24 protein-coding genes, 1 tRNA gene and 1 pseudogene are annotated in these 24,624 nt (G+C 65.2%); 9 read left to right on the forward strand and 17 right to left on the reverse strand.

Features of this window, described 5'->3' with window-relative positions; translation table 11 throughout:
• Positions 1-170 precede the first annotated feature (170 nt).
• From thiS to trmB, 3 genes are read right to left on the reverse strand one after another with little or no spacing between them, the layout of a single operon-like run.
• Positions 171-371, reverse strand: a complete 201-nt coding sequence (gene thiS, locus AKI39_RS01955) for a sulfur carrier protein ThiS (protein ID WP_083229055.1) — start codon at positions 369-371, stop codon at positions 171-173.
• 21 nt (positions 372-392) lie between these two features.
• The gene (pip, locus tag AKI39_RS01960) at positions 393-1,343 is read right to left on the reverse strand and encodes a prolyl aminopeptidase (RefSeq protein WP_066631933.1); all 951 of its coding nucleotides are present in this window, start codon (positions 1,341-1,343) and stop codon (positions 393-395) included.
• Positions 1,344-2,120, reverse strand: a complete 777-nt coding sequence (gene trmB, locus AKI39_RS01965) for a tRNA (guanosine(46)-N7)-methyltransferase TrmB (protein WP_066631934.1) — start codon at positions 2,118-2,120, stop codon at positions 1,344-1,346.
• Between the two features lie 136 nt (positions 2,121-2,256).
• Between trmB and AKI39_RS01970 the strand changes: the two genes are divergently transcribed.
• A tRNA-Gly gene (locus AKI39_RS01970) sits at positions 2,257-2,330 on the forward strand.
• Positions 2,331-2,514: 184 nt separating this feature from the next.
• Here AKI39_RS01970 and AKI39_RS01975 read toward each other — a convergent pair.
• The 3 genes from AKI39_RS01975 to AKI39_RS01985 all read right to left on the reverse strand — a co-directional run bounded on the left by AKI39_RS01975 (position 2,515) and on the right by AKI39_RS01985 (position 3,917).
• Entirely contained in the window at positions 2,515-2,985 is a 471-nt protein-coding gene (locus tag AKI39_RS01975) for a type II toxin-antitoxin system YhaV family toxin (protein WP_066631936.1), read from the reverse strand.
• Entirely contained in the window at positions 2,982-3,314 is a 333-nt protein-coding gene (locus AKI39_RS01980) for a type II toxin-antitoxin system PrlF family antitoxin (RefSeq protein WP_066631938.1), read from the reverse strand. The genes AKI39_RS01975 and AKI39_RS01980 overlap by 4 nt, the downstream gene beginning before the upstream one ends.
• Before the next feature lie 111 nt (positions 3,315-3,425).
• On the reverse strand, positions 3,426-3,917 hold the full coding sequence (locus tag AKI39_RS01985) for a DUF3788 domain-containing protein (protein ID WP_066631943.1): 492 nt from the start codon (positions 3,915-3,917) through the stop codon (positions 3,426-3,428).
• A gap of 302 nt (positions 3,918-4,219) precedes the next feature.
• On the opposite strand from AKI39_RS01985, the gene AKI39_RS01990 reads away from it, so the two are divergent.
• The 3 genes from AKI39_RS01990 to AKI39_RS02000 all read left to right on the forward strand — a co-directional run bounded on the left by AKI39_RS01990 (position 4,220) and on the right by AKI39_RS02000 (position 7,477).
• The gene (locus tag AKI39_RS01990) at positions 4,220-6,022 is read left to right on the forward strand and encodes an alkaline phosphatase family protein (RefSeq protein WP_066631944.1); all 1,803 of its coding nucleotides are present in this window, start codon (positions 4,220-4,222) and stop codon (positions 6,020-6,022) included.
• Positions 6,023-6,137: 115 nt separating this feature from the next.
• On the forward strand, positions 6,138-6,887 hold the full coding sequence (locus AKI39_RS01995) for an SDR family NAD(P)-dependent oxidoreductase (protein ID WP_066631946.1): 750 nt from the start codon (positions 6,138-6,140) through the stop codon (positions 6,885-6,887).
• A gap of 302 nt (positions 6,888-7,189) precedes the next feature.
• On the forward strand, positions 7,190-7,477 hold the full coding sequence (locus AKI39_RS02000) for a hypothetical protein (protein WP_066631948.1): 288 nt from the start codon (positions 7,190-7,192) through the stop codon (positions 7,475-7,477).
• A 56-nt stretch (positions 7,478-7,533) separates the two neighbouring features.
• Here AKI39_RS02000 and AKI39_RS02005 read toward each other — a convergent pair whose 3' ends face one another.
• The 7 genes from AKI39_RS02005 to AKI39_RS02035 all read right to left on the reverse strand — a co-directional run bounded on the left by AKI39_RS02005 (position 7,534) and on the right by AKI39_RS02035 (position 14,629).
• Positions 7,534-8,346: a class I SAM-dependent methyltransferase gene (locus AKI39_RS02005; RefSeq protein WP_066631949.1), complete on the reverse strand. Its 813-nt coding sequence runs from the start codon at positions 8,344-8,346 to the stop codon at positions 7,534-7,536.
• An 87-nt stretch (positions 8,347-8,433) separates the two neighbouring features.
• Positions 8,434-8,844, reverse strand: a complete 411-nt coding sequence (locus tag AKI39_RS02010; RefSeq protein WP_235610725.1) for an Hsp20/alpha crystallin family protein — start codon at positions 8,842-8,844, stop codon at positions 8,434-8,436.
• A 343-nt stretch (positions 8,845-9,187) separates the two neighbouring features.
• Positions 9,188-10,204, reverse strand: coding sequence for a Bug family tripartite tricarboxylate transporter substrate binding protein (locus AKI39_RS02015; protein ID WP_066631951.1), 1,017 nt, complete (start codon positions 10,202-10,204; stop codon positions 9,188-9,190).
• Between the two features lie 93 nt (positions 10,205-10,297).
• Complete coding sequence (locus tag AKI39_RS02020; protein WP_066631952.1) at positions 10,298-11,140, reverse strand: ABC transporter permease; 843 nt, start codon at positions 11,138-11,140, stop codon at positions 10,298-10,300.
• On the reverse strand, positions 11,137-12,438 hold the full coding sequence (locus tag AKI39_RS02025; protein WP_083228574.1) for an ABC transporter permease: 1,302 nt from the start codon (positions 12,436-12,438) through the stop codon (positions 11,137-11,139). Before AKI39_RS02025 ends, AKI39_RS02020 begins: the two co-directional genes overlap by 4 nt.
• Before the next feature lie 5 nt (positions 12,439-12,443).
• Positions 12,444-13,481, reverse strand: a complete 1,038-nt coding sequence (locus tag AKI39_RS02030; protein WP_066631955.1) for an ABC transporter substrate-binding protein — start codon at positions 13,479-13,481, stop codon at positions 12,444-12,446.
• A gap of 50 nt (positions 13,482-13,531) precedes the next feature.
• Positions 13,532-14,629, reverse strand: a complete 1,098-nt coding sequence (locus tag AKI39_RS02035) for an ABC transporter ATP-binding protein (protein WP_066631959.1) — start codon at positions 14,627-14,629, stop codon at positions 13,532-13,534.
• Positions 14,630-14,896: 267 nt separating this feature from the next.
• Between AKI39_RS02035 and leuC the strand changes: the two genes are divergently transcribed.
• From leuC to leuB, 3 genes are read left to right on the forward strand one after another with little or no spacing between them, the layout of a single operon-like run.
• Positions 14,897-16,327 (forward strand): 3-isopropylmalate dehydratase large subunit, encoded by a 1,431-nt coding sequence (gene leuC / locus AKI39_RS02040; RefSeq protein WP_066631960.1) that lies wholly within the window; start codon positions 14,897-14,899, stop codon positions 16,325-16,327.
• Entirely contained in the window at positions 16,314-16,916 is a 603-nt protein-coding gene (gene leuD / locus AKI39_RS02045; RefSeq protein WP_066631961.1) for a 3-isopropylmalate dehydratase small subunit, read from the forward strand. Before leuC ends, leuD begins: the two co-directional genes overlap by 14 nt.
• A 4-nt stretch (positions 16,917-16,920) precedes the next feature.
• A complete protein-coding gene (gene leuB / locus AKI39_RS02050; protein WP_066631962.1) occupies positions 16,921-17,997 on the forward strand; it encodes a 3-isopropylmalate dehydrogenase in 1,077 nt (358 codons plus the stop codon).
• Between the two features lie 4 nt (positions 17,998-18,001).
• On the opposite strand, the gene AKI39_RS02055 is transcribed toward leuB, so the two are convergent.
• Entirely contained in the window at positions 18,002-18,931 is a 930-nt protein-coding gene (locus AKI39_RS02055; protein WP_066631964.1) for a LysR substrate-binding domain-containing protein, read from the reverse strand.
• A gap of 261 nt (positions 18,932-19,192) precedes the next feature.
• Here AKI39_RS02055 and AKI39_RS02060 point away from each other — a divergent pair, with 261 nt between their 5' ends.
• Positions 19,193-20,446, forward strand: a complete 1,254-nt coding sequence (locus tag AKI39_RS02060) for an MFS transporter (RefSeq protein WP_066631966.1) — start codon at positions 19,193-19,195, stop codon at positions 20,444-20,446.
• Between the two features lie 63 nt (positions 20,447-20,509).
• On the opposite strand, the gene AKI39_RS02065 is transcribed toward AKI39_RS02060, so the two are convergent.
• Positions 20,510-21,283 (reverse strand): IclR family transcriptional regulator, encoded by a 774-nt coding sequence (locus AKI39_RS02065; protein ID WP_066631968.1) that lies wholly within the window; start codon positions 21,281-21,283, stop codon positions 20,510-20,512.
• A gap of 197 nt (positions 21,284-21,480) precedes the next feature.
• Between AKI39_RS02065 and AKI39_RS02070 the strand changes: the two are divergent.
• Positions 21,481-21,951: pseudogene (locus tag AKI39_RS02070) on the forward strand (methylated-DNA--[protein]-cysteine S-methyltransferase); the annotation flags it as partial.
• Positions 21,952-22,111: 160 nt separating this feature from the next.
• Here AKI39_RS02070 and AKI39_RS02075 read toward each other — a convergent pair.
• Positions 22,112-23,464 (reverse strand): class-II fumarase/aspartase family protein, encoded by a 1,353-nt coding sequence (locus AKI39_RS02075; protein WP_066631972.1) that lies wholly within the window; start codon positions 23,462-23,464, stop codon positions 22,112-22,114.
• 15 nt (positions 23,465-23,479) lie between these two features.
• Positions 23,480-24,589, reverse strand: a complete 1,110-nt coding sequence (locus AKI39_RS02080; RefSeq protein WP_066631974.1) for a mandelate racemase/muconate lactonizing enzyme family protein — start codon at positions 24,587-24,589, stop codon at positions 23,480-23,482.
• Positions 24,590-24,624: the final 35 nt, after the last annotated feature.

Consider the following 24,624-nt stretch of genomic DNA (forward strand, 5'->3'; position numbering starts at 1 on the left):
ACCGGAGCGGGAGGGGAAAAATCCGCGCCGGCAAGCCCGTCGAACACGCTGCGGAAGTTCGATGGCAGGGCCCATTATGCTGATGGGGTGAAAGAAATACCGTCAAGGAGTTGTAACTAGTTGCGATAGGCGTGTTGCCCAATGCGCCGTACCGTAACAGCTCCCCGCCATTACCCCCCGCCCACGGCGACAACGATCTCGAGCCTGTCGTTTTGTTTCAGGATCGTCTCCGCGTGCTGACTTTTAGGAACAATTTCGCCGTTCCTCTCGACTGCCACGCGTTTGCCGACATACCCCATCGTTTCCAATAAGTTCAGCACTGTCGTGCCAGCGTCGATGTGCCGGGGTTCGCCGTTCAGTTGGATATTCATCATGGTGCGTAGGCCTGCGGTTCAGGGGCGTCCCGTCGCCGCGTAGCGATTGGTGGCTTCCAGCAGGTGGGCGAGAATGCCCGGCTCGTCGAAAGCATGCCCGGCATCCGGGACGATATGCAGCCGCGCTTGCGGCCAGGCTCGATGCAGATCCCAGGCCGTTCGTACCGGCGTACACGCATCGTACCGCCCCTGCACGATCACGCCCGGCACGTCATGCAGCTTGTGCGCGTCGCGGATGAGCTGCCCTTCCGCCATGAACCCTTCGTTGACGAAATAATGGTTCTCTATGCGCGCGAAGGCCAGGGCGGCGTGATCGGCCGTATGGCTTTGCTGGTGGCGGGCGCTGGGCAGCATGGTGATGGTGCTGTCTTCCCAGCGGCTCCATGCCTTGGCCGCCGCGAGTTGCGCGACCGGATCGCTGCCCGTCAGCCGGCGGTGATAAGCCTGGACCAGGTCCCCTCTTTCCTCCGGCGGAATAGGCGCCAGGTATTCTTCCCACAGATCGGGGAACAGCTCGGATGCGCCGTGCTGGTAATACCACTGCACCTCGGTACGCCGAACCGTGAAAATCCCGCGCAGGACCAGTGCCGACACGCGATCCGTATGCGTTTGCGCGTAGGCCAGCCCGAGGGTGGACCCCCACGAGCCGCCGAACACCAGCCAGCGGTCCGCGCCAGCGATTTCGGTACGCAGCCGTTCGATGTCCGCCACCAGATGCCAGGTGGTGTTGTTCTCCAGGCTGGCATGCGGCCGGGAGCGTCCGCAGCCCCGCTGGTCGAACAGCAGCACGTTGTACTGCGCCGGGTCGAATAACTGCCGATGCACGGGCGAGCAGCCGCTGCCCGGGCCGCCATGAAGGAAGACGGCCGGCTTGCCGGCGGGATTCCCGCACAGCTCCCAATACACCTGGTGGCCATCGCCGGTGTCCAGCATGCCGTGGCGATACGGTTCGATAGGGGGAAAGAGCATTCAGGCGACTCGCTTGAACATAAGGTCCCAGACGCCGTGGCCCAGACGCAAGCCACGGGTTTCGAATTTGGTCTGGGGACGGAATTCGGGGCGCGGCGCATAGCCGTTCGCGGTGTTGCGCAGCAGGGGCTCGGCGCCCAAGACTTCGAGCATTTGCTGGGCGTAGTGTTCCCAATCGGTGGCGCAGTGGATGTAACCACCGGGCTTCACGCGGCTGGCCAGCAGGGCGACGAAAGGCGCCTGGATCAGGCGCCGCTTGTGGTGGCGCTTCTTGGGCCAGGGGTCCGGGAAGTAGATATGCACGCCGTCCAGCGAATCCGGGGCAATCATGTCGCGCAGGACTTCCACCGCGTCGTGCTGGATGATGCGGACGTTCCGCAGGGCCGAGGCTTCGATGCGCTTGAGCATCGACCCGACGCCGGCATTGAAGACTTCCACGCCGAGGAAATTGTCGCCGGGGCGGTCCAGCGCGATGCGCTCGGTGGTCTCGCCCATGCCGAAGCCGATTTCCAGGATGGTGGGCGCCTGGCGGCCGAAGATCGCGTTGGGATCCAGGCGGCGCGGCGCGTAGGGAATGGACCACTGGGCCAGCAGGCGTTCCAGGGCGTCGCGCTGGCCTTGGGTGATATGGCCGCGGCGGTGGACGAAACTACGGATGTGGCTCGCGCCGGGGCCGTCCGCGGCGGAGTCGGAGGACGCCGGAGCGGCCTGCGTGGATGGCGAAAGGAACGACGGCGATGGAGGCTCGTCGTCTTCGGATATGGGCGTGGTATTCATAGCCCGCCATTGTAGTGGGGCCGGGGTGGTGCGGGACAGGCGGGGCGGGATGGGAATAGCACTGCGCTGGCGATACGGCCGGGCCGCGCTATAATCCGTGTCCCTGCCGCTGACGGTTATCAGCGGTACGGCCATCGCGGGTGTAGTTCAATGGTAGAACGGCGGCTTCCCAAGCCTCAAGCGTGGGTTCGATTCCCATCACCCGCTCCAAGTTTCCCCTCTAGTGAACGAGAATTTCGCTGGCATCCAAAGGATTACTGGTGCTCGGTGACGCACAGGCAAGCGCTGCAGACCGAGAGGCCTTTGCGAATGCGCGCCTCATTTGACCGTTTGCAATTGGGCCTAGGAGCAATGTCCGAAATGGGTCGATAGCAGTCGTTCTTGCTGAGTCCGATTAACGTCTGCGTTTAGCTGCAAGCACGAGCGCATCCCAGTCATTTGGCGGATTCCCTCTATCCAGCATCTTCCTGAATACACGGTAAGCATCGTCGTCGCTTTCGTAAGCGCGTTTCGTGTCTTCATCATTGACCCATGCAAACACAATGATCTTGCTGGCTGCATGGTATCGAAAGAACAGGCGGTACTGCTGGAAGAACTTGGCCCGGAACCAATGCTTGTGCTGCTCTCCCAACGTTCCGCCTTGTCGGTATTCAGCTCGCGTCGGATCTTGAGGAATAACCTCGAACGACAATCGCGCGATAGCAGCTAAGCGTTTCGTGGCATTGCGTCGATGGTATCCGTCCGGATCCTTGCGCTTCAGTGCTTCAACCTGCTGCTGAAGATTCTCTAGCTGCGCACGAAAAAGCGGATGCAGGTAGATAGTCCAGCCGTTGACCGTGATGGGGCTGTTCGATTCAGCGGTCATTCATCATTCGCGGACAGCGGCGCATCCAAGTCGATATCTCCCGCTTCGCGCGCAGCCTTTTTCATGGAGGCAAGCAAGTCGTTCGACAGGGGGACGAGGCGTTCTGGATGTGATGCGATGTCGTGGGCGAGAAAAGTCAGGAATGCCTCAAGCGCGGGATCTGCCTCATCAGCATCTTCGGCACGTGTGAGCACCACTTCTCCGTTGTCGCGAATGCTGTAGTGAATCTTGTCGCGTTTCTTCAGGCCGAGGGCACGCCTTACAGTTTCGGGAACGGTGGTCTGGTAGCGCTCAGTGAGGGTGGATTCGACGTCGAGGGTTGCGGGCATGATGATTTCCCAGGGGCGGATAATACATGGTAATGCAATTGCATTACCATGTCCAGGCGGAGGTCGCTGCCAAGTTTCTTGACCGTCCGCTCCACGCCTTACGCTGGTGAATCAGGCAGTGGGAGGGCGCTTCATGCTCATGAGCTCGGTCACTTCGTGCCGATCCTCTGCGGATGAGATCGGAACTGCCAGCCATTTCCCGTCAGGATATGCGTGGGCCTCGTCGTAGAGCTTGACCAATTGCGGGCGCCAGAAATAACGCCGCTCCTCGAACTTCTCTCGCTCGGCGCGCCCCAGGACCACTTGCACTGAAAGCAGCCGGTACCCCGGCTGCAAGGTGCAGAACGCCTTGGTCTTCTTGTAGCGCAGGGTCCATCCGCGCTTCTTGCCACCATAAAGCCACTCTGGTACGAACACACCGGGGTAGGATTTGTCGATCCAGCCCTGCAGCGCGACCCAATGCTTGAATGCCGCCGGCCCGATCCAGTCGCGAACAGCAGGTTCGTCGGGCGGTGCCGATTTATCGGCGATCCTGTCGCCGATCGCAGGTGACTGTTGCCAGTCGCTTTCCTGCTGACTGTCATGGCGGGCTCGAAAGTTCATATATTTCCAGCTTTGGCGGGAGGCTCCGACGGTGCGTCATGGCGTCGGATGCATGTTCAGGGCGGATCTTTTCATATCGACTTTTGTTTGGATTCTGAACGATTGATGGTACGAATTGAAGGTCCAAGACTTTCCATTTTCATGTGTACCAAGCACATGGGTTCAAACCGCTTGGATCGAGATGGCGACGGGCCCGGGGCCGGATGCGTGGTGGGCCGATTGGCGGATAGGCGTAGACGCGCCGAAGCGGTACGTTGACTGGTTCGCTTCCAACGTCCGAAGCATCCACAGCGGGGTTCCCGATGACAACACGAAAGAGCCGTGCCGCGCCGGCCAGCGCTGTCACCCTGGAATCGCCTATCACGTTGGGGCCGCTTCTTTCCTTTCGCGGCTTGAGTCCGGACAACAATCACTGGAGGGTCACTGCGCTGATCGGCATCGATGTCTCGGCGCCTACGCCCGCCATGCTCATCGAGGGCCGCGATGCGGGGCCGCCGCGTATTCTGCTGACCTACGGTGCCCGGCGCTATCTGCGGTATGACCTGACGTGTCCGGTAGAAGCCGACGAACGCAGAGTCGAATACGGACTTGCCGACGGGCCCAAATGGACGTTCACCGTGCCAGGCCGGGCGCAGTGCGCGCGCATGGCCTATGTATCTTGCAATGGCTTTTCCGATCCGAACGCGATGCGGAAGGTGGTCAAGCCCCAGAACGCGGTGTGGGAAGACTTCCTGTACAGCCATGATCGTCGCTACCGTGGTGACAAGCTGCTCGATAAAGAGCAACTCTGGCATGAGACGCGCGTCCACGATCGTGGCGTACAGCGGTTCCACTTGCTTCTGATGGGCGGCGACCAGATTTACTTCGACTCGATCTGGGGCGACATTCCGGCGCTGCAGGAATGGGTGGGGAAATCTCGCCAGGAACAACTTTCTTTCCCGGTGTCCGACGAGCTGGACCGCGCTATAGAGGCTTACTATTTCACGCTCTATGAGCAACGCTGGCTGCCTCGCAGCCGGGGTGGATGGGGCAGTGCCACCCCCGCTTTCGATGCCGCGGACGCGATGGCCGGGACGCCCACGATCATGATGTGGGACGACCACGACATCTTCGACGGGTGGGGATCCTACACCTGCGAGATGCAGCAAAGCCCGCTGTTCAAAACGCTGTTTCGCCACGCCCGGCGGGCATTCTGGGTTTTCCAGATGCAGCATGTCCTGTCCGACCTGCCGGACCTGATGGACGCCACCCCGCCGGGATTCGCGGCCAAGGACCCGATGTACGCGGATATCCCCTGGGCGGACGTCCTGCGCGGCGATCCTTTGGCATTGCCGCTACTGTACGGGCAGCCCGGTTTCTCTTCCTTCTACGAAGTCGGCGCCGTTGCGCTGGCCGTCCCGGATTTGCGCACCGAGCGTTCGCGTACCCAGGTGCTGGGTGCAAATACCTGGGCGCGGATCAAGGACAGGCTGGGGATGCTGGATGGCCCCGATTCGCCAGGCCAATCGGGTCAACCGGGTCGCCATCTGATCATCATGTCCTCCGTACCGGTGGTGCATCCGAAGCTCGCCTTGGCGGAAGGCTGGGTCGACACCTTTGGTCAAGACCGCGTCCTGGATAGCGCCGCGGACGACCTGAGGGACCAGTGGGCGCACGACGATCACGAAGGCGAGCGCAAACGGCTGTTGGAGGTCTTGACCGCTGTCGCGAAGTCGACAGGGCTGCACGTTTCCGTGGTTTCGGGAGACGTGCATGTGGCGGCGAGCGGCGTGGCATACCCGCATGGCGACACGTCCGCCGCGGTACGGATCCCGCAGTTCACGTCTTCAGCTGTGGTCCATCCCTCCCTGACCAGCATTGCGGAGCGGCTTTTCCTGCTCCTGCTCAACAATATGGCGGCAAAGCCGCAAGTCATCGATGCCGCTTACGTTGCAGAGATGCTGATGTTCCCCGCGTATAACGAGCCCATCATGGCGGCAAGGAACTGGCTGGCGCTGGAGATCGATGAGTCGACGGCCGAGCGCAAGCTCTGGGCGACTTGGCGATGCGAGCGGGAGGACGGGTTTTCCAATCACCTTTTGGCCCTGCCTTCCGGAAACGGATAGGTCGAGAGAGCCCATTCCATGCGGGAATGAGCGCTATCCCCGTTGGATGGCTACCCAACGCCTCGGTGGCGTGAGAGCGTAGCGGCATCACGACTCACCCAACGAGGGACCCATCATGGGCAAGCTACAAGGCAAGACGGCCGTCATTACCGGCGGCAGCAGTGGAATCGGGCTGGCGACCGCGGAGCGCTTCGTCAATGAAGGCGCATATGTCTTTATCGCCGGGCGGCGTCAATCCGAACTGGATCGCGCAGTCGCCAGGATCGGCCGTAACGTGACCGCGGTCCAGGCCGACGTGACCCAGCTCGAAGACCTGGATCGACTGTATTCGGTCGTCGGCCGCGAACGGGGGCAGTTGGATATCCTGTTCGCGAACTCGGGATCGATCGAGCACAGGACGATCGAGCAGATCACCCCCGACCACTACGCCAAGACCTTCGACGTGAACGTGAAGGGCCTGATCTTCACGGTCCAGAAGGCCCTTCCTTTATTGACGGGCGGCGCAAGCGTCATTCTGACGAGCTCCGTCGCCGGCGTGATGGGTTTGCCAGCCCACGATACGTATAGCGCGGCCAAGGCGGCAGTACGGTCGCTGGCGCGAACCTGGACCATCGAACTCAAGGGGAGGGGCATCCGCGTCAACGCGATCAGCCCGGGGGCGATCGACACGCCCATCATCGAGAGCCAGGTCTCGACCGCGGCGGAAGCAGAGGCGCTGCGCGCGAAGTTCGCCGCCGCCACGCCGTTGGGGCGGGTGGGCCGCCCGGAAGAGTTGGCATCCGCGGCGCTGTTCCTGGCATCCGAGGACAGCAGTTATGTCGCGGGCATTGAGCTCTTCGTTGACGGTGGCTTGGCGCAGGTTTGACATTCCGGACCACGCGGCTCGGAGGAACAAACGGTTACCGGACGCGACGGCGAGGCACTCATCAGTAGCGCACCGCCCTCGCGTTTGGCGCAAAGAGTTTCAATGTCGCGCGGGACCGTGTGGCAAAATCGGCACCAGCATGCAGCGCGCATCACCACGCTGCATAGGATGAAGAGGCTTCGTCCATCAACAGCTTGTGGGGGCACGGTCTCATCACCCGCTCCAGACTGTTTCGAGGCAGGCCAGATCAGCCTTCGGCTATGCATCGAAATGGCCGCAGCGCTTCTGTAGGGGTAGGGTGCATGTCCACACACATCTTGAGCCGCCGCGTCGGGGTTCTGTTATTCCTTGCCTTGGTCGCGGGGTGTTCCTCGACCAAGCCCAGTCCCGGCACGCCGGCGAAGAGCGCGACCTCCAGCAAGAGTCCCAGCGCCGCCGCCGCGAAGGTCGGCGATGCCTGCGCATCGAATCGTCGCAAATGCATCTACGAGGGATCGTATGAGTCGGGCGAACGCAACTATGCCGAGCAGGAAGCGAAACGTTTGAATATGGCTGAATTGGAACGGCTACGCCGCAGCTTCGGCAACTGACCGCGGCGGGACGTCGCCGTAGGCCCATGGCCGCGGCAGGAAAGGGACGCAGCCCTTCAAGGACGTGCGGTAACGACGTGAGCCTGCGTTTTGCCGGACACCGCGCCGTTACCGCAGGTCCGCGCGATGGCCTCTGCTGCCTGGATGGTGGCTTTCTCCAGCGCCGCCGTATCGCGCGCCGCGATCTCGTCCCGTAACGGCGTGCCCTGGCAGAAGGCGACCGCGGCGACGCGCGGGCTTGGCGTCGCGCTGACCCGCGATATCGTTTCGATACGAACGTCGGAGAAACCGGCGGCCTGTACATCCGCTTCGATCTGCGCCTTGCGGTGATATCCATGCGGCGTGCGGGCCAGGAAGCGCGGCGGATCGAGCGGAAACAGGGTGGCCAGGGTATCGGTCACCACGCGGGCGAAATCGTTGTCCTCGATGCGATCCCAAACGCTGAACAGGAAGGTGCCGCCAGGCTTCAGTACCCGCAGCGCTTCGCGATAGGCGGCGACGCGGTCCGGAAAGAACATGGCGCCGAACTGGCAACACACGACGTCGAAGGATGCGTCAGGAAAGGGCAGGCTCAGCGCATCCGCCTGCTGCCAGACTATCCGTTCGTCGGTGCCCTGTCTCGCGATTGCCCTGTCCAGCATCGGCTGGTTCAGGTCGGTCACGACATACCGCGCGTCCGGCGGCAGAAGAGGGGCAAGCGCGCGGGCGACGGCGCCGCTGCCCGCTGCGGTTTCCAGGATGGCCCGCGGGGCGTGCGCCATCACGCGATTAGCGAGATCCGCGGCGTACTGTTCGAAGATAAGCGGAACGAGATAGGCGTCGTAGGTCTCGGGTACCGAGCCCGCGAATACTTTATCCGATTGGGCCATGGTCGAGCTCCCTTTCCAGCCCGCGCGCTTTGGGTTGCAGCCTCGGGGCTGCGCCGGCCGCGGCCGGCGCAAGCCGCCGCGGCGGCGTCAGCCGTTGACCGGAATGCGCTTCACGCGGGATTGTGCGCTTTCGGTCTTCGGCAAGGTCACGGTCAGCACGCCGTTCTCGAAGCTGGCCTTGACCTGGCCTTCGTCGATGTCGTGGCCGATGGGGATCACACGCTCGAAGCGCCCATAGAAGCGCTCGGAGAACTGGCGCGCGTTGTCTCGCGACTCGGCGCGCTTTTCCCCGCGCAAGGTCAGCGTGCCCTCTTCGAGCAGGATCTCGACGTCCTTCTCTTCCATTCCCGGCAGTTCGGCCGTGACCCGGACGGTCTGGCCTTCCTCCGCGACTTCGATGTTGGGCCAGCGCGAGAAGGCACGTGCGGTCGGGAGGCCTATGTCGAAGTTGCGGAAGAGGTCGTCGAACAGCCGGTTCACTTCCCGGTGCAGGGACATCAGCCCATTTGGGTCGCCCGGCCGATACGTAGCAGGAGCCTGAGAGTCGCGGCTCCCGGGGACAAGATTACGTACGCTCATCATCTTCTCCTGTTGAAGTGGCGAAGCATCCGCCGGCGGCGCGACGGCGCCCGCCGTTGATCCAAATCCCCGACCGGCCTTGCGGCCGGCCGGCAAGGCGGATGTTGGGTATGGCGGCGTGATTTTCAAGAGGGCATGTCGTCCCGCGCGAACCGGCTTTTTTGGGTGCCGGATCCTCCCCAGCGCCCGCTATTGCGGTCGACGCCTTAGAACGGCCGAGCAACCGCGTTTGCATTCCGCGTGTTTTCGTGCGCGCGGGCGTTCAAACGGATATGCCCGCCGACTGGATAAGCCCGCCCCACTTGGCGGCTTCCGACACCGCGATCTTGCCCATATCCGCCGCGTTCGCGTAGTTGGCCAAGTAGCCGTTCTGTGACAGGCTCTCGGCCAGCTTCGGGTCCTTCATGATCGCGGCGAACGCCTCATCCAGCTTCGCGATGGCCGCGCGCGGTGTGTTTGTGGGCGCGCTGATGCCAAACCAGTTGTCGACGTCATAGCCGGGTACCCCCGCTTCTTTCAGCGTGGGCAGTTCCTGCAAGGCGGGCACGCGCCGGGACGAGGCCACGGCGAGTCCCCGCAACTGCCCGCTGCGGATGAAGGGCAATGCCGACGGGATGCTATCGAACAAAAACGAGACGCTGCCCGCCAGCAGATCCGTCATGGCCTGCGCGGATCCCTTGTACGGGACGTTGGTCAGTTCCACGCCCAGCCGTTGGCCGAGCAGGACGCCTTCCAGGTGCGATAGGGTTCCATAGCCGGACGCGTAGTTCACGCTCTTGCCGTTCTTCTTCAGCCAGGCGACGAACGCGTTCATGTCCTGAGCGGGTACCTGCTTGTTCACGACCAGTACATGCGGCGCGCTGCATAACAGCGAGACGGGCTCCAGGTCGCGCGCGATGTCGTTGCGCGAGGCCTTGTTCATGTGGGTGCCGATGGTCAGCGTGGTGACGGGGCACAGGAAGATGGTGTTGCCGTCCGGCGGGGATTGCACGGCGACGCCGAGTCCCAGCATGCCGCCCGCGCCGGGCCGGTTGTCCACGATGACGGAGCGGTTCAACACCGGGCCCACGTGCTGGGCAAGGAGCCGCGCCAGGATGTCGGCGGAGCCGCCGGGAGGGTACGCCACCAGCAGGCGCAGGGGTGCCTCGGATTGCGCGTGGGTCCAGGTGGGCAATGCCAGCGCCGCGGCCGCCGCCGCCAGGCCACCGGCTCGGCGTAGGGCCTGCCGGCGGGATGGCGCCAGCGGCAGATCGGATTCGCGTGAGTCGGTCGGGGGCATTGATTTTCTCCTGAGGTCGGCGGCTGGCCGGGTTGTTGATCGAATACGCGCATCGATCGCGGCAATCGCCCCGATCGGAAGCGGTGGCGGTTCCTACGTCGGCAGCGGCATCGCCCTGTTCGCGGACCGCCGCTTCAGCCATTGCAGGGCAAGGAAAAGCGCCGTGGTCAGCAAGGTCAGCAAGGTGGAGAGCGCCAGGATCGTCGGGTTGATGTCATCGCGGATGCCGCTGAACATCTGTCGAGGAATCGTGGTCTGTCGCGGCCCGGCAAGGAACAGCGTGACCACCACCTCATCGAAAGACACCGCGAAGGCGAAGATCGCGCCGGTCAGGATGCCGGGTAGCACGAGCGGCAGCGTGATCCGCCGCAGCGTCTGCCAGCGCGATGCGCCCAGGCTGGCGCTGGCCTTGGCCAGGCGCTGGTCGAAGCCCTTGAGCGTCGCCAGTACCGTCGTGACCACGAATGGCGCTCCCAATAGCGCGTGGGCCAGTATCAGTCCGGCATAGGTTTCGTCCAGCGCAATGTCGCCGAAGAAAAAATACATGCCGACGGCGACGACCACGATGGGCGTCACGATGGGCGACAGCACCAGCGCGATGATCACGCGGCGTCCGGGAAAATCGCCGCGATCCAGGCCCAGCGCGCATGGCACGCCAAGTACGGTCGCGAGCGCCGTCGCGGCGGGCGCGATGATGAAGCTGTTGCGCATCGCGGCCGTCCAGTCGGGTGACGCGAACAGCCCGGCATACCATTTGAGCGAGAACCCGGTAACCGGATAGCCCAGGAAACTGCTTTCGCTGAAGGACAGGGGAATAATGGCCAGTATGGGCAGCAGCAGGAACAGCAGTACGCCGTACCCGATGCCTCGCAGTACGTAGTACCAGGTTTTTTCCACCAGGGAGGTATAAGGGGCGAATCGAGGCATGGGTGTCATCGCCTCCGACGAAGGTAGAGACCCATGCGGCCGAGCAAACGGATCGCCCCATAGGATGCGGCGGTAGCCGCCAGCAGCACCGCGCCCAGCGCGCAGGCCAGGCCCCAATTGATTTGCTGATTGGTGAAGTAGGCGACGTAGTAGCTCATGAACTGGTCGCCCGCACCGCCCAGGAACGCCGGCGCGATGTAATAGCCCAGCGCCATGATGAAGGCCAGGAGGGCGCCCGCGGACACGCCGGGGACGGTTTGCGGAACGTAGACGCGCCAGAATGCCTGAAAGGGATGGCTGCCCAATGAAATCGCCGCGCGCTGGTGGGCCGGTGAAATGTCCTTCATGACGCTGTAGATCGGCAGGATCATGACCGGCAGCAGGATGTGGGTCATCGAGATATAGACGCCCAGCCGGTTGAACAGCAGGTCCAGCGGCCCGCTGATGAGGTGCAGGGCACCCAGCAGTTTATTGACGGCGCCTTCCCGCTGCAGCAGCACCATCCACGCGGCAATGCGCACGAGCAGGGATGCCCAGAAAGGGATCAGGATGCCTATCATCACCCAGCCTGCCCTGCGCGCGGGCAGGGTAGTCAGCCAATAGGCCACGGGATAGCCCAGGAGCAGGCACATCACCGTCACGACGGCGCTGACCTGGAATGTGCGGCCAAGGATGGCCAGGTAGGTGGCATGCGACGCGGGCGCCCGCCGGATGGCGCCATCGGGCGTCTGCTCCAGGTCCACGGCGGTCAGCAGGAAATTCGCCGTCCATGGCGCGGCCGCGCGCCCCAATACCTGCCAATACGCCAGCTCTTCCCACCGCTTGTCCGCCCGTGCCAGGACCGCGCGCGCGGTGGCGGGCGACAGGCTGCCTGCATCGATGGCCTGCCTGGCGGCGCGCGCGCCGCGGTTGAGCATGGCGCGGAAGCCCTGCTGTTCGTATTCCAGGCGCTGCGCCATCCGTCCCAGGGCGCCGCGAGCCTCGACCGCCGCGGCCAGGTCGCGTGCGACGCTGTCGTAGACAGCGCCGTCAGGCAATGCGGCGCGATCCCAGGCGCGCAGGACGGCCGCGCTGCGCGGCAGCGCATCGCGGACTTCGGGGCTCCAGACCGACAGGGCAAGCACCTTGCCGATGGGCAATAGGAAGAACACGATCATGGACAGCATCAGCGGCGCGATCAGCGCCAGCGCCATGGCCGTGCGAGCCCGGCTTTCGCGTGCGAGGGCCGCCTTGATCGACCGCGTCGCCGCCGCGTCGAGCGTTGCGGGTGGCGCCATCCGGGGCGCCGCCGTCGCGATGCGGGACATGGCGCTTATCGCGCGGCCCAGGCGGCAAAGCGCTGGTCCAGGTCGTCGCCGTGCTCGTTCCAGAATTCCGCGTTCTGTATCAGCGCGGTCTTCAGGTTCTCCGGGGCGTTGGGCATCGATTCCAGTTGTTCCGGTGTCATCTGCTTGAAGGCATCGAGGTTGACCGGCCCGTTCGGATAAATGGTGACGAAGGTCTTCTGCGGCTCCGCCTGTAGCGTGTAGGCGATGTATTTCTGGGCCAGCGCCTTGTCGGGCGCGCCCTTGGGAATGACCCAGTAATCGAGGTCGGAGAGCGTCTGCCGCCACACGATGCCGATATTCGCGCCCTCGGTCATCGCCGTGCGTACACGCCCGCCGAAGGAGGTCGTCATGGCCACGTCGCCGGCCGCCACGATCTGCGCGGCCTGCGCGCCGGCGGTCCACCACTGGATATAGGGCTTGAGTTTGTCCAGCTGCTTGAAGGCGCGATCGACGCCGGCGGGCGTTGCCAGCAGGGCATAGACGTCCTTGGGCGCCACGCCGTCGGCCATCAGCGCGAACTCCAGGGTGCCCCGCGCGCTCTTGCGCAGGCCGCGCTTGCCGGGGAATTTGCCGACGTCCCAGAAGTCCTGCCAGCCGCTCGGCGTGCTCTTGACCAGTCCCTTGTTGTAGGCCAGGACGGTCGCCCATACGAAGAAGCCGGCGCCGCACTCCGTCACCGCCTGCGGCAGGTACCGCGACTTGCCGCCCAGCGCGTTCCAGTCCAGCGGCTCGTAAAGTCCCTGGTCGCAGCCGCGCGTGACGTCCGCCGATTCGACTTCGACGACGTCCCAGGTGACGCGGCCTGCATCCACCATGGCCTTCACCTTGGCCTGCTCGCCCGCGTATTCGACCACCGTCACCGGAATGCCCGCGGATTGGGTGAACGGCTCCACGAACGCCTTGCGTTGCGCCGCGCCGTTGGCGCCGCCGTAATTGACGACGGTGAGCGAGCCGGCCGCATGCGCCGTGATGGCGGTCATGGCGGCCAGCAGGCCGGTGGCGATCTGGGTATTCAGCTTCATGGAGATCTCCTCGATTCGCGAAGGGCGGTGCCAGGGCCTGTTAACAGGCCCTAGGGGAATATCCGGACGTGCGGCGTATCGAAGCCGAGTTCGACAGGCTGGCCGGGCTGGAAGTGGCGCAGGCAGGGGTCGTCCAGCGTGACCTTGATGAAGCAGGTCGCGCCCGCCTCCTGTCCCAGCGTGCACTGCAGGCGGAAGTGGTCGCCGTGATAGATCAAGCCCATCGCGCGTGCCCGGATCCGGTTGGCCGCGGGCGCAGCGGCGTCCAGCACGGCGATGCGTTCGGGCCGGATGCAGGCGTAGGCCGGCGAGCCGGCCGGCAAGGGGGCGTCGGCGATGCCCTGTATGCGGGTGCCGTCCGGTAGCGCGACTTCGCATACCTGGCCGTTGCCGCCGGTGACCACGCCGCAGAACTGGTTGCTGTCACCCACGAAGTTCGCCACGATGCGGTTGGACGGGGTTTCGTACAGGCTGCGGACTTCGTCGATCTGCTGGATGCGGCCGCCCTCGAAGATGGCCACGCGGTCCGACAGGGTCAATGCTTCGCTCTGGTCGTGCGTCACGTAGACCACGGTCAGGTTCAGCCGGCGATGCAGTTCCTTGATCTCCAGCTGCATGTGCTCACGCAGGCGTTTATCCAGCGCGCCCAGGGGTTCGTCCATCAGCACCAGCGGCGGATCGAAGATCAGCGCGCGGGCGAGCGCGATACGTTGCTGCTGCCCGCCGGACAGTTGCGCCGGGCGACGCTGCGCATAGGCATTCATGCGCACCATATCCAGGGCGGCGTCCACGCGCCGGGCGATGGCGGCCTTGTCGAGGCGGCGGATGCTGAGCGGATAGGCGACGTTCTCCCATACGGTCATATGCGGGAACAGCGCATAGCTTTGAAAGACCACGCCGATCTCGCGCTTGTGCGGCGGGATGCGATTGATCACGCGTCCGTCCAGCGATATTTCGCCGTGCGTGGGGTATTCGAAGCCGGCCAGCATCATCAGGCAGGTGGTCTTGCCGGATCCGGAGGGGCCAAGCAGCGTCAGGAATTCGCCGCGGCGGATGTCCAGATCCAGGTCCTTGACCACGTACTGTTCGCCGTCATAGCTCTTGTCGACGGCGCGGAAGCTGACGAGTACGTCGTCCGAGCGTGCCATTTTTCCCCCTGGCATGTCCTTGTTTGGCCGGTGAGTGTGGGCGGCACGATGCTGCCGCCGCCCGGGCTCCCGATCCAGAATGAGCAAAACATTACCGGGGTGCGCGCGCCGCTACAACTCGTTGATGGGAACGCCGGATTCGTCAATGACGATGCCAGGGGATCCATCGTCGTTGACGCCGCCGGCTTGCCGATCCACGAATTTACGCGCCGCAAACCCCTGCCTAAACTGGCCGCCGTACTCGCAACACTCAGGAGATGGTGCCGTATGCCCGCCGATGCCCGGCTACCCCTTACGCTGTTCGACAAGCTGTGGCACGCGCACGTCGTCCACGAGCGCGAGGACGGCCAGACGCTGCTGTACATAGACCGGCACTATGTGGGTGACGATCTCCCCATCGAGACTTTCCGCTCCCTGGGGCGACGGCGGATTCCGATACGCCGCCCTGAAACCATCGTCGCGTCGCCGGACCACTATGCGCCCACGTCGGGCGCGCGCATGGCCGACGTGGTGGACGACCCGCGGCGCGCCATGATCGAGGAATTGCACAGCCAAGCCCGGGCGGCGGGGTTCATGCACTTCGGCCTGGGGGATGCGCGGCAGGGTATTGTCCACGTGGTCGGGCCGGAGCAGGGCCTGACGCTGCCTGGCATGACGGTGGTGTGCGGCGACAGCCATACCGCCACGCATGGGGCGTTGGGCTGCTTCGCGCTGGGCATCGGCGCTTCCGAGGTCGCCCACGTGCTGGCCACGCAGACACTCTGGCAGCGCAAGCCTCGCACCATGCGCGTGCGGCTGGACGGCGTCCTGCCCTTTGGCGTGACGGCCAAGGACATGATCATGGCCGTGATCCGGCGTATCGGCAGCGCGGGCGCGTCCGGGCACGTCATCGAATACCAGGGGCAGGCGGTCCGCGCCTTGTCCATGGAAGGGCGCATGACGCTCTGCAATATGTCGATCGAGGCGGGCGCCCGGGCCGGCCTCGTGGCGCCGGATGACACGACGCTCGCCTATTTGCAAGGGCGTCCCTACGCGCCGGCGGGCCGTGAATGGGACGCCATGGTGGCGCGCAGCGGGCAGCTGCACAGCGACGCCGACGCCTGCTTCGACCGCGAAATCACCGTCGATGTATCGGACTTGGCGCCCATGGTGTCCTGGGGGACGTCGCCCGCGCAGGCGGTGACGGTGCACGAGCGCATCCCGCTGGCCGACGACGTGGAGCCCGGCGACGCGCGAGCGCGATTCGTGGAAGCCCTGCGTTATATGGACTTGCAGCCGGGCAGCGACGTCCTGGGCGTGGCCGTGGACCGCGTGTTCATCGGTTCGTGCACGAACGGCCGTATCGAGGACCTGCGCCTGGCCGCCAGCATCGTGCAGGGACGGCGCGCCCGGGTGCCGACGCTGGTGGTGCCGGGATCGGGCCAGGTCCGGCAGCAGGCCGAAATGGAAGGCCTGGACGGCATCTTCCTCCGGGCGGGCATGCAGTGGGGGCAGCCGGGCTGTTCGATGTGCCTGGCCATCAACGGCGATGCCGGCCGTCCGGGCGAACGCTGCGTTTCCACCACCAATCGCAACTTCGTCGGCCGCCAAGGCCGCGGCGTGCGCACCCATCTGGTCAATCCGGGCATGGCGGCCGCGGCCGCGCTGCACGGGCATATCGTGGATTATCGGGACGACCTGGAAAATGCAGCCCTTTAACGTCCTGCGCGCACGGGCCGTCCCCATGGCCGGGCGCGACATCAATACCGATCAGATCGTCCCCGCCAGGTTCATGCATCTTCCGCGCGAGGATTACGGAAGATACTGCTTTCACGATCTGCGCTTCGATGCGGACGGGCGGCAGGTTCCGCATTTCGTGTTGAACCGGGACGTCCATCGGGGCGCCTCCATCCTGCTGGCGGACCGTAACTTCGGCTGCGGCTCGTCGCGCGAGCATGCGGTCTATACCCTGTTCGATTTCGGCTTCCGTGCCATCCTGGCGCCCAGCTTCGGCGACATCTTCCGCATCAATTGCCACAAGAACGGGCTGCTCGCGGTGGAGATCCCCGACGATGCCGCACGTGTATGGCGCGAGGCCGCCGAGCGCGTGCCCGCATCGCTCTTCACCGTGGATCTCCCCGGGCAGGTCGTGACCGGGCCCGATGGCACGCAGGTCCCGTTCGATATCGATCCCTTCAGCAAGAACTGCCTGGTCCAGGGCATCGACGAGATCGACTTTACCCTGGGGCTGGCCCCGCATATCGACCGCTTCGAAGATCGCCGGCGCAAATCCTCACCTACTTCCTGAACCCATGAAAATCGCAATCCTCCCCGGAGACGGCATCGGCCCCGAAGTCACGCGCCAGGCCGTCAAGATCCTGGACGTGCTGGCCGCGGAAGGCCTGCGCTTCGAACGCGAAGAAGCGCTGATCGGCGGCTGCGCGTACGAGGCGACGGGCCACCCGCTGCCGGATGCCACGCTGGCGTTGGCCCGACGCGCCGACGCCATCCTGTTCGGCGCCGAGGGCGGCTTCCAGTACGAAACGCTGCCACGCGGCCTGCGTCCCGGCGATGCGCTGCTGGCCGTGCGCAAGCAGCTGGATCTGTACGCCAACTACCGGCCTATCGTCACGTTCGATGCCTTGCTGGATGCGTCGCCGTTCAAGCGCGAGTGGGTACAGGGCCTGGATATCCTTTTGATCCGGGAGCTGACCTCGGATCTTTATTTCGGCGAACCGCGCGGCATCGAAATGCGCGATGGCCTGCGGGTCGGCACGAATACGATGTACTACGATGAACGGGAGATCGCCCGCGTCGCGCATACCGCGTTCCAGACGGCGCGTCGCCGCCACCACAAGCTTTGCTCGGTGGATAAGGCCAACGTCCTGGAAGCCATGGAGCTGTGGCGCACGGTCGTCGACGAAGTGGCCGTCGGCTATCCGGATGTGCAGCTGACCCACCTTTATGTCGATGCGGCCGCGATGGCGCTGGTGCGGGATCCTCGTCAATTCGATGTCATTGTCACGGGCAATCTGTTCGGCGACATCCTTTCCGACGAAGCGTCCATGTTGACCGGATCACTGGGCATGCTGCCTTCCGCCTCGATCAATGCGCAAGGCAAGGGCTTGTTCGAGCCGGTACATGGCTGCGCGCCGGACATCGCCAACCAGGATATCGCCAATCCCCTGGCATCGATACTCTCCGCCGCGATGATGCTGCGCCAGGGCTTGAACCAGCCCGGCGCGGCCGACCGTGTCGAGGCAGCGGTGCGGAAGGTGCTGGCGGACGGATTGCGCACGCGCGATATCGCCCAGCCCGGGACGGAAATCGTCGGTACGGAGGCCATGGGCGACGCGGTTGCCGCGGCGCTGCGGGCCAACGCGCAATAGCGAATCAGCCTTGCGCCGGCGACGCCACATGGCTCGCCGCGCACGACAGGAAGTGCTCCATCAGCAGCCGCGTGGCCATCGGCAGATGTTCCGCCTGCCGGGTGCATATCTTGTATTGCCGCGTTGCCCAGGGCTCGTCCAGGGGCACCAGGGCCAGACGCATGGCAGACTGCATGCGTTGGGAGAAGCTGTCCGGAATGATCGCCAGACCGAAGCCCGCCAGCGTCATGCTGCATGCGGCGTCGTAGCCGCCCACGCGGATGCGGCTGCGCAGCACCATTTCCAGTTCGTTGGCTTCGCGCAGCAGCAGGGCCTGCATCGAGCTGTTGGCCTCCTGCTCGATGATCTCGAATTCCAGCACTTCGTGATAGCGCACCGAGGCGCGCGGGGCCAGTTCGTGGTCGCAGGGCATGGCGACCATCAGCCGGTCCGAATAGCAGGGCACCGCATGCAGGTCATGCGTGGGCAGGTTGCCCCAGAAGATGCCGATGTCGGTGGCGTTTTCCTGCACCAGCGGGATCACCGCGGTGCTGACTTCCGCTTTCAGGTCGATGCGTATCTGCGGATACTGCTGCGTGAAGGAACTGAGCGCCTCCGGGACGAAGCGGTAGAGCGCGGATTCGCTGGTGGCGATGCGGACATGGCCACGGGCACCCGCGGAGAAATCCCCGATGTGGGCTTCCAGCTGCGCCATGTCGCGCAGGATCGCGCGGGCATGTTGAAGAAAGGCCTCTCCCGCCGGGGTGGGGCTGATCCCCTTGCGGTGCCGGGACAGCAATTGCGCCTGGGTGGCATGCTCCAGATCGGCGATGCGCTTGCTGGCGGCTGACGGCGCGATGAATTCGCGCTGCGCCGCCTTGGCGATGCTTTGCTCCTCCACCGTCGCGACGAACAGCTTCAGGGTGACGAAATCCAGGCGGGAAGACAGGTTCATGGGCCACCGCGGCGGGGCCTTGCTCCTGTTCGCTGTGCCTTCCGTCGACATGATGTACTCCTGTATCCGGCCAGCGGTTTCCCGTGCTGGCATCCCGCAAGGATACAGAGCCGGGCAGGGCCGCTCAACGCGGGGCTTCCCGTACCCGGCTGGCATACAATTCGGCCCGCTACTCAAGTGTGGATGCGCGGTATGCGCCCCACACACGCCTTTCCGTTCGCAAATTGCGCGCGGGGGGTGGCTTACTGACAGGAGCCTGGATTGTCGACGAAGCCTGACGCCGCCGCTGCCGGCAATGCGGATGAAGCGCCCGCGGGTACCGTGCCCTGGCGCGAAAACTATGTCCCCTATGCGATCTCGCGCGTGTTGTCCGCGGTGGCCTTCCAGGGTATCGGGATCGCGTTGGGCTGGCTGGTGTACGACCAGACCCACAGTGCGTTCTACCTGGGCCTGATCGGGCTGTGCCAGTTCCTGCCGATGGTGGTGCTGACCTTGGTGGTGGGGCAGGTGGCGGACCGCTTCGATCGCCGGCGCATCGCCCTGATCGCGCAGAGCGTAAAGGCCGTGGTGGCCATCGCCTTGAGCTGGGCCATCTGGTCCGGCAGCCTGAGCGTACCGCTGATCTTCGTTTCCGTGGTCGTCCTGGGGGCGGCGCAGTCCTTCGAGCAGCCGACCATGCAGTCGCTGGTGCCCAGCATCGTGCCGCCGTCGGCGCTGCAGCAGGCGCTGTCGGTCACGACGGCGTTGTTCCAGACCGCGACCATCATCGGCCCCGCGCTGGGCGGCGTCGCCTACGGCATCAATCCCCTGGCGCCCTTCCTGTTGTCGTCGGTCATGTTCGTGGTGGCCAGCGTCTGCGTGATGTCGATCAAGACGGTGCGCGGCGGCTATAACCGCGGGCCCGTCACGCTGCGCTCGGCCTTCGCCGGCGTGTCCTTCATTTTCAACCGTCCGGTCATGCTGGGCGTCATCTCGCTGGACCTGTTCGCGGTCCTGCTGGGCGGCACGACGGCCCTGCTGCCGATATTCGCCCGCGACATCCTGCAGGCCGGGCCGTGGGCGCTGGGCCTGCTGCGCTCATCCTCGGCGGTGGGCGCGGTGCTGATGTCCCTCTTCATCGCGCGCGTGCCGCTGAAGACGGGGATAGGCATGAAGATGCTGGCCTCGGTGGCGGTGTTCGGGCTGGCCACCATCGTCTTCGCGCTATCCAGCAATATCACGCTGTCCATCGTGGCGCTCGCGGTATTGGGCGCGGCCGATACGATCAGCATGGTGGTGCGCATCACCCTTGTGCAGCTGTTGACGCCGGACGAGATGCGGGGGCGCGTCAACGCCGTCAATTCGCTGTTCGTCGGCACGTCCAACCAGCTTGGCGAATTCTATTCCGGCACCCTGGCGGGCTTCGTCGGCCCGGTGGCGGCGGGGGTCATCGGGGGAGTCAGCACGATCGTGGTGGTGGCCTTGTGGCTGCGCCTTTTTCCCGACCTGCGGAAAGTCAAGACGCTGGCGGGCTGAGCCGCCTCGCCGCGTATCCCATGCCGTATCCGGCGTGAACCGCGTGGCGGCGTCGTGCGCCGGCTATTTCCAGCCGAGCCGCCGCATCAATTCGTTCGAGGCTTCGCGCAGCAGTCCCAGGTGGCGCTCCTGGTCCTTCTCGTCGTAGCGGAAGTGGGGCACGGTCAGCATCAGATTGCCCCGCACCTGCCCGTCCTGGTCGAAGAACGGCACCGCGATGCCGTGCATGTCCGGCGCGCGTTCCGCATAGCTGGTGGCATAGCCCTGCAGCCGTATTTTTTCCAGCGTCTTGCGCAGTTCCGGGACATCCAGCGGACGGCTGTTCAGTGGCGACGGCGCGGCCTGGCCTATCGCCTCCTCGATTTCCTCCGGCCGCATGAAGGCCAGGATGGATCGCCCCGCCGCGCCCCAGGTGAGCGGCTGCAGTTGATTGAGCGGCGCGGTGTACCGCAGCGGATGCGAAGGCCACGCGATCTCCGACATGAAGATGCGCAGGTCCTGGCGGGATAGCAGCACCAGCATCGCGGTTTCATCCGTCGCGTCGCGCAAGCCTTGCAGCAGCGGACCCGCGAGTCGGTTGATGGGCATGTCGGCGCTGAGCTTGCCCGCCACCCGGTAAAGTTCGATACCCGGCGTGTACAGGCCCTCGGCATCCTGGTCGACGAAGCCCAGCGGGCGGCACAGCTTCAACAGGCGATGCACGCTGCCGCGCGGCAGGTCCAGCTCCCGGGCCAGCTCGTTCAGCGGCCAGCGGTCCCGCGCCGCGAAGGCGGACAGGATGCGCAGCACGCGGTTGACCGTTCCCGTGTCGGCCGGAGAGGCTACCTTGGAGACCATGTAGTGGTTTTTTCGCTGTAATGGCGCGTGCAAGGATAACATTGCGGGCTTGGACTCCAAGGATCGTTGCCGGCCCGCGGACAGCCGCCTGGTTCCTGCCGATGAAGCCGCAAGAAGCGGAGTTCGCACCGTCCCCGCGATTCCTAGACTCTTGTCCATGGGCCGCGCCACGGCCCGTCCTTGGATGGAGAACTGAAATGGCTTATGTGTTCAAGACCGTCGCGACGCCGGTGGGCAGGCTGAAGGTCGTCGCCAGGGGAAGCTGCCTGTCGGCCGTCCTGTGGGAGAACGACCGGCCGGGCCGTGTGCGGCTGGGCGACATGCGCGAAGACGACAACGATCCCACGCTGCGGGAAGTCGAACGGCAGCTGGGCGAGTATTTCGCCGGCCGGCGCGATCGCTTCGATATCCCCTTGGAATTCGCGGGCACGGATTTCCAGAAGAAGGTCTGGGGCGCGCTGCTGGAGATCCCCTACGGCGAAACGCGCAGCTATCGCAGCATCGCCGAGCGCATCGGCCATGCGAAAGCCGTGCGGGCGGTGGGCGCCGCCAACGGCAGGAATCCGATCTCGATCATCGCGCCCTGCCATCGCGTCATCGGCGCGTCGGGCAGCCTGACCGGATTCGCCGGCGGCCTGGAGGTCAAGGCGCGGCTGCTGGCGCTGGAGCGCCAGCCCGCCGTCCCGGCTTGAACGCCGCGGGCCCTGGCCGGGCGAGCAAATGCGCCCGCGGCACGAAAGCCAACGCCTTCCTGCCGCGAGCGATGCCTTCTTTATTCGAGGCGATGCGTTCCTTGAGATGCTGGGCGCGCTTGGCGGATTCTGAAAATTACCGCAAGGACGACAGCGCGCGCACGCGCGCCGCGGCCTCCCGCGCCATGTCGGCGCACAGGCCGGTGTAGGCGGTAGGGTCCAGCAGGCGGTCCACGGCCTCCGGCCCCAGATGCGCGCGCACGCGCTCGTCCTGGGCCAGCAATTGACGGAAGGGTTTGCCTTCGACGAAGGCGGCCTGCGCGGCGTCGTACACCACGTCGTGCGCGTGCTGGCGGCCCAATTGCAGACCCAGTTCCAGCATGATGGCCTCGGCCATGATCAGGCCGCCGCCCAGGTCCAGGTTGGCGCGCATGCGCCGCGGATCCAGGCGCAGCCCCCGCATCACCGCGACCAGGCGCGAGAGCATGTCGCCCGTGGCGATGCAGGCGTTGGCTTCGGCGGCATTGCGCATCAGCGTGGTGGTGCGGTCGGCCTCGTGTTCGGTCTGCATCGCCTCCAGCGCCAGCGGCACCGCCGCGCGCACTTCCGCGGCGGCGGCGACGATGTCCTGGCACAGCTTGGGATTGCGCTTCTGCGGCATCGTCGAACTGCCCACGGTGCCGGGCGGCACGGGTTCTTCCACCTCGCCGAATTCGGTTTTCATGAGCGTATAGATTTCCCGGCCGATCTTGCCGCCGGTCGCCGCCAGCATGCCCAGCAGGCAGACGTTTTCGGCGGTGTGGTCGCCGATGCTGCGCGCCGGCACGGCCATCGGGGTCATGCCCAGATGCTTGCCCACGCCCGCCTGCACCGCGGGGCCCTGGGCACCCAGCGATGCATAGGTTCCGGCCGCGCCGCCCAGCATCGCCACGAACATGCGCGGCCGGGCCTGGTCCAGGCGTTCCAGGTGGCGCAGCAGTTCGTCGATCCAGACCGCGACCTTGTAGCCGAAGGTGGCCGGCACCGCATGCTGCCCATGGGTACGCGCGGCGATCGGCATGTCGGCGCCGCGCTCGGCCAGGTCCGCCATGGCGTCGAGCAGCGCCAGCAACTGGCGGCGGAAAACATCGTGCGCCTGCCGCAGCACCAGCAGGTCGCCGGTTTGCGTGATGTTCTGCGTCGTGGCGCCCCAATGCACCCAGCCGCCGTGCGGTTCGCCCACCACGCGGCTCAGTTCCCACACCAGCGGCACGAGCGTGTGCGCCGTGCGCGAGAAGGCTTCGTCGATGCGCGCGCGGTCCAGCAGTTCCAGCTTGCAGGCGCGCGTGATCGCGTCGGCGGCCTCGGCCGGGATGATGCCCAGCTCGGCCTGCGCGCGGGCCAGCGCGCCTTCCACGTCCAGCCACGCCTGCCAGCGGTTTTCCAGCTTGTACAGGGCGCGGATGCCCGGCTCCTCGACCCTGCTCGCGGTGGAGATATCGTCGCTCATTGCTCTGCTTCCTCGTTACCCGATGCGGTGCTTGTTCACCAGTTTTTCGTCCAGCACCAGGCCGAATCCGGGGCCTTGGGGCACGTGGATGATACCGTTGCTGACGGTCGCCCGGTTCTGGATCATATGGGCCCAGATGGGGTCCCGACGCGGGTCCGCGAAGCACTCGACATAGCTGCCGTGCGCCACGCCGGACAGCATATGCACCGCCAGGTGCGGCTCTTCGTGGTGGGCCATGCGCACGTTGAAGACGGAACACATGGCCGCGGCGCGCCGCCATTCCGTGATGCCGCCGCTTTCGGAGGCATCGAAGTTGACATAGTCCACGGCGTCGGCTTGCAGCAGGCGGCGCACGCCGTAGCTGGTGTATTCGGATTGGCCGGCGTTCACGGGGATGGACGTGGCCTGGCGCACGCGCGCCATCATGGCGGCGTCGTCATACCAGTGGCAGGGCTCTTCGAACCACTGGATGTCCAGGTGCTCGATCAGGCGCGAGAACAGGATGGCGTCCGGCACGCTCCAGCCGCGATTGGCGTCGACCACCAGGATGAAGTCCTTGCCGGCGCCATCGCGCGCGGCCGCCACGCGCTCGGCATCCTCGCGCGGCGACAGCCCGCCCACCTTCACCTTGCAGCCTGCCATGCCGGCATTGCGCAGCCATTCCATTTCGCGCGACAGGTCGGCCAGCGTCTTGCCGGCTTCGTAGTAGCCGGCGATGGAGATGATGGGCATGCTGGTGCGGCTGCCGCCCAGCAGGGTGGATACGTTGACCCCGCAGGCCTTGCCGAACAGGTCCCACAGGGCGGTATCGGCGCAGGCGATGGCCTCCATGGCGAGTTTGCGGTCGCGATTCCAGCCGGTGATGCCGGCCATCTTGCGCCACAGGTACTCGATGCGGGATGCGTCCTCGCCGATCAGCAGCGGCGCCAGCTCGTCCTGCACGATGCGCGCGATGGCGACGGATTCGTCGCGGTTGTCGCCGTTGTAGACCTCGCTGACCAGGCCGTCCTCGGTCCGGATGCGGGTGATGACGGTGCAGCGCTTCAGCACGTGGTAGGTGCTGCCGCCGAAGTCCTTGTCCAGGGGGATCTCGATGGGAATGGCCTGTACGCTGTGGATGCGCATGGTATGGCTTGCTCCATGATGTGGGAATACGGAAT

The sequence above is a fragment of the Bordetella sp. H567 genome (assembly GCF_001704295.1).
Taxonomy (GTDB): domain Bacteria; phylum Pseudomonadota; class Gammaproteobacteria; order Burkholderiales; family Burkholderiaceae_B; genus Bordetella_C.

Coding starts and splice junctions, on each gene's coding strand:
- thiS (WP_083229055.1), bottom strand. CDS start 371: ATGAATATCCAACTGAACGGCGAACCCCGGCACATCGACGCTGGCACG.
- pip (WP_066631933.1), bottom strand. CDS start 1,343: ATGCTCTTTCCCCCTATCGAACCGTATCGCCACGGCATGCTGGACACC.
- trmB (WP_066631934.1), bottom strand. CDS start 2,120: ATGAATACCACGCCCATATCCGAAGACGACGAGCCTCCATCGCCGTCG.
- AKI39_RS01975 (WP_066631936.1), bottom strand. CDS start 2,985: ATGACCGCTGAATCGAACAGCCCCATCACGGTCAACGGCTGGACTATC.
- AKI39_RS01980 (WP_066631938.1), bottom strand. CDS start 3,314: ATGCCCGCAACCCTCGACGTCGAATCCACCCTCACTGAGCGCTACCAG.
- AKI39_RS01985 (WP_066631943.1), bottom strand. CDS start 3,917: ATGAACTTTCGAGCCCGCCATGACAGTCAGCAGGAAAGCGACTGGCAA.
- AKI39_RS01990 (WP_066631944.1), top strand. CDS start 4,220: ATGACAACACGAAAGAGCCGTGCCGCGCCGGCCAGCGCTGTCACCCTG.
- AKI39_RS01995 (WP_066631946.1), top strand. CDS start 6,138: ATGGGCAAGCTACAAGGCAAGACGGCCGTCATTACCGGCGGCAGCAGT.
- AKI39_RS02000 (WP_066631948.1), top strand. CDS start 7,190: ATGTCCACACACATCTTGAGCCGCCGCGTCGGGGTTCTGTTATTCCTT.
- AKI39_RS02005 (WP_066631949.1), bottom strand. CDS start 8,346: ATGGCCCAATCGGATAAAGTATTCGCGGGCTCGGTACCCGAGACCTAC.
- AKI39_RS02010 (WP_235610725.1), bottom strand. CDS start 8,844: ATGTCCCTGCACCGGGAAGTGAACCGGCTGTTCGACGACCTCTTCCGC.
- AKI39_RS02015 (WP_066631951.1), bottom strand. CDS start 10,204: ATGCCCCCGACCGACTCACGCGAATCCGATCTGCCGCTGGCGCCATCC.
- AKI39_RS02020 (WP_066631952.1), bottom strand. CDS start 11,140: ATGACACCCATGCCTCGATTCGCCCCTTATACCTCCCTGGTGGAAAAA.
- AKI39_RS02025 (WP_083228574.1), bottom strand. CDS start 12,438: ATGTCCCGCATCGCGACGGCGGCGCCCCGGATGGCGCCACCCGCAACG.
- AKI39_RS02030 (WP_066631955.1), bottom strand. CDS start 13,481: ATGAAGCTGAATACCCAGATCGCCACCGGCCTGCTGGCCGCCATGACC.
- AKI39_RS02035 (WP_066631959.1), bottom strand. CDS start 14,629: ATGGCACGCTCGGACGACGTACTCGTCAGCTTCCGCGCCGTCGACAAG.
- leuC (WP_066631960.1), top strand. CDS start 14,897: ATGCCCGCCGATGCCCGGCTACCCCTTACGCTGTTCGACAAGCTGTGG.
- leuD (WP_066631961.1), top strand. CDS start 16,314: ATGCAGCCCTTTAACGTCCTGCGCGCACGGGCCGTCCCCATGGCCGGG.
- leuB (WP_066631962.1), top strand. CDS start 16,921: ATGAAAATCGCAATCCTCCCCGGAGACGGCATCGGCCCCGAAGTCACG.
- AKI39_RS02055 (WP_066631964.1), bottom strand. CDS start 18,931: ATGAACCTGTCTTCCCGCCTGGATTTCGTCACCCTGAAGCTGTTCGTC.
- AKI39_RS02065 (WP_066631968.1), bottom strand. CDS start 21,283: ATGGTCTCCAAGGTAGCCTCTCCGGCCGACACGGGAACGGTCAACCGC.
- AKI39_RS02075 (WP_066631972.1), bottom strand. CDS start 23,464: ATGAGCGACGATATCTCCACCGCGAGCAGGGTCGAGGAGCCGGGCATC.
- AKI39_RS02080 (WP_066631974.1), bottom strand. CDS start 24,589: ATGCGCATCCACAGCGTACAGGCCATTCCCATCGAGATCCCCCTGGAC.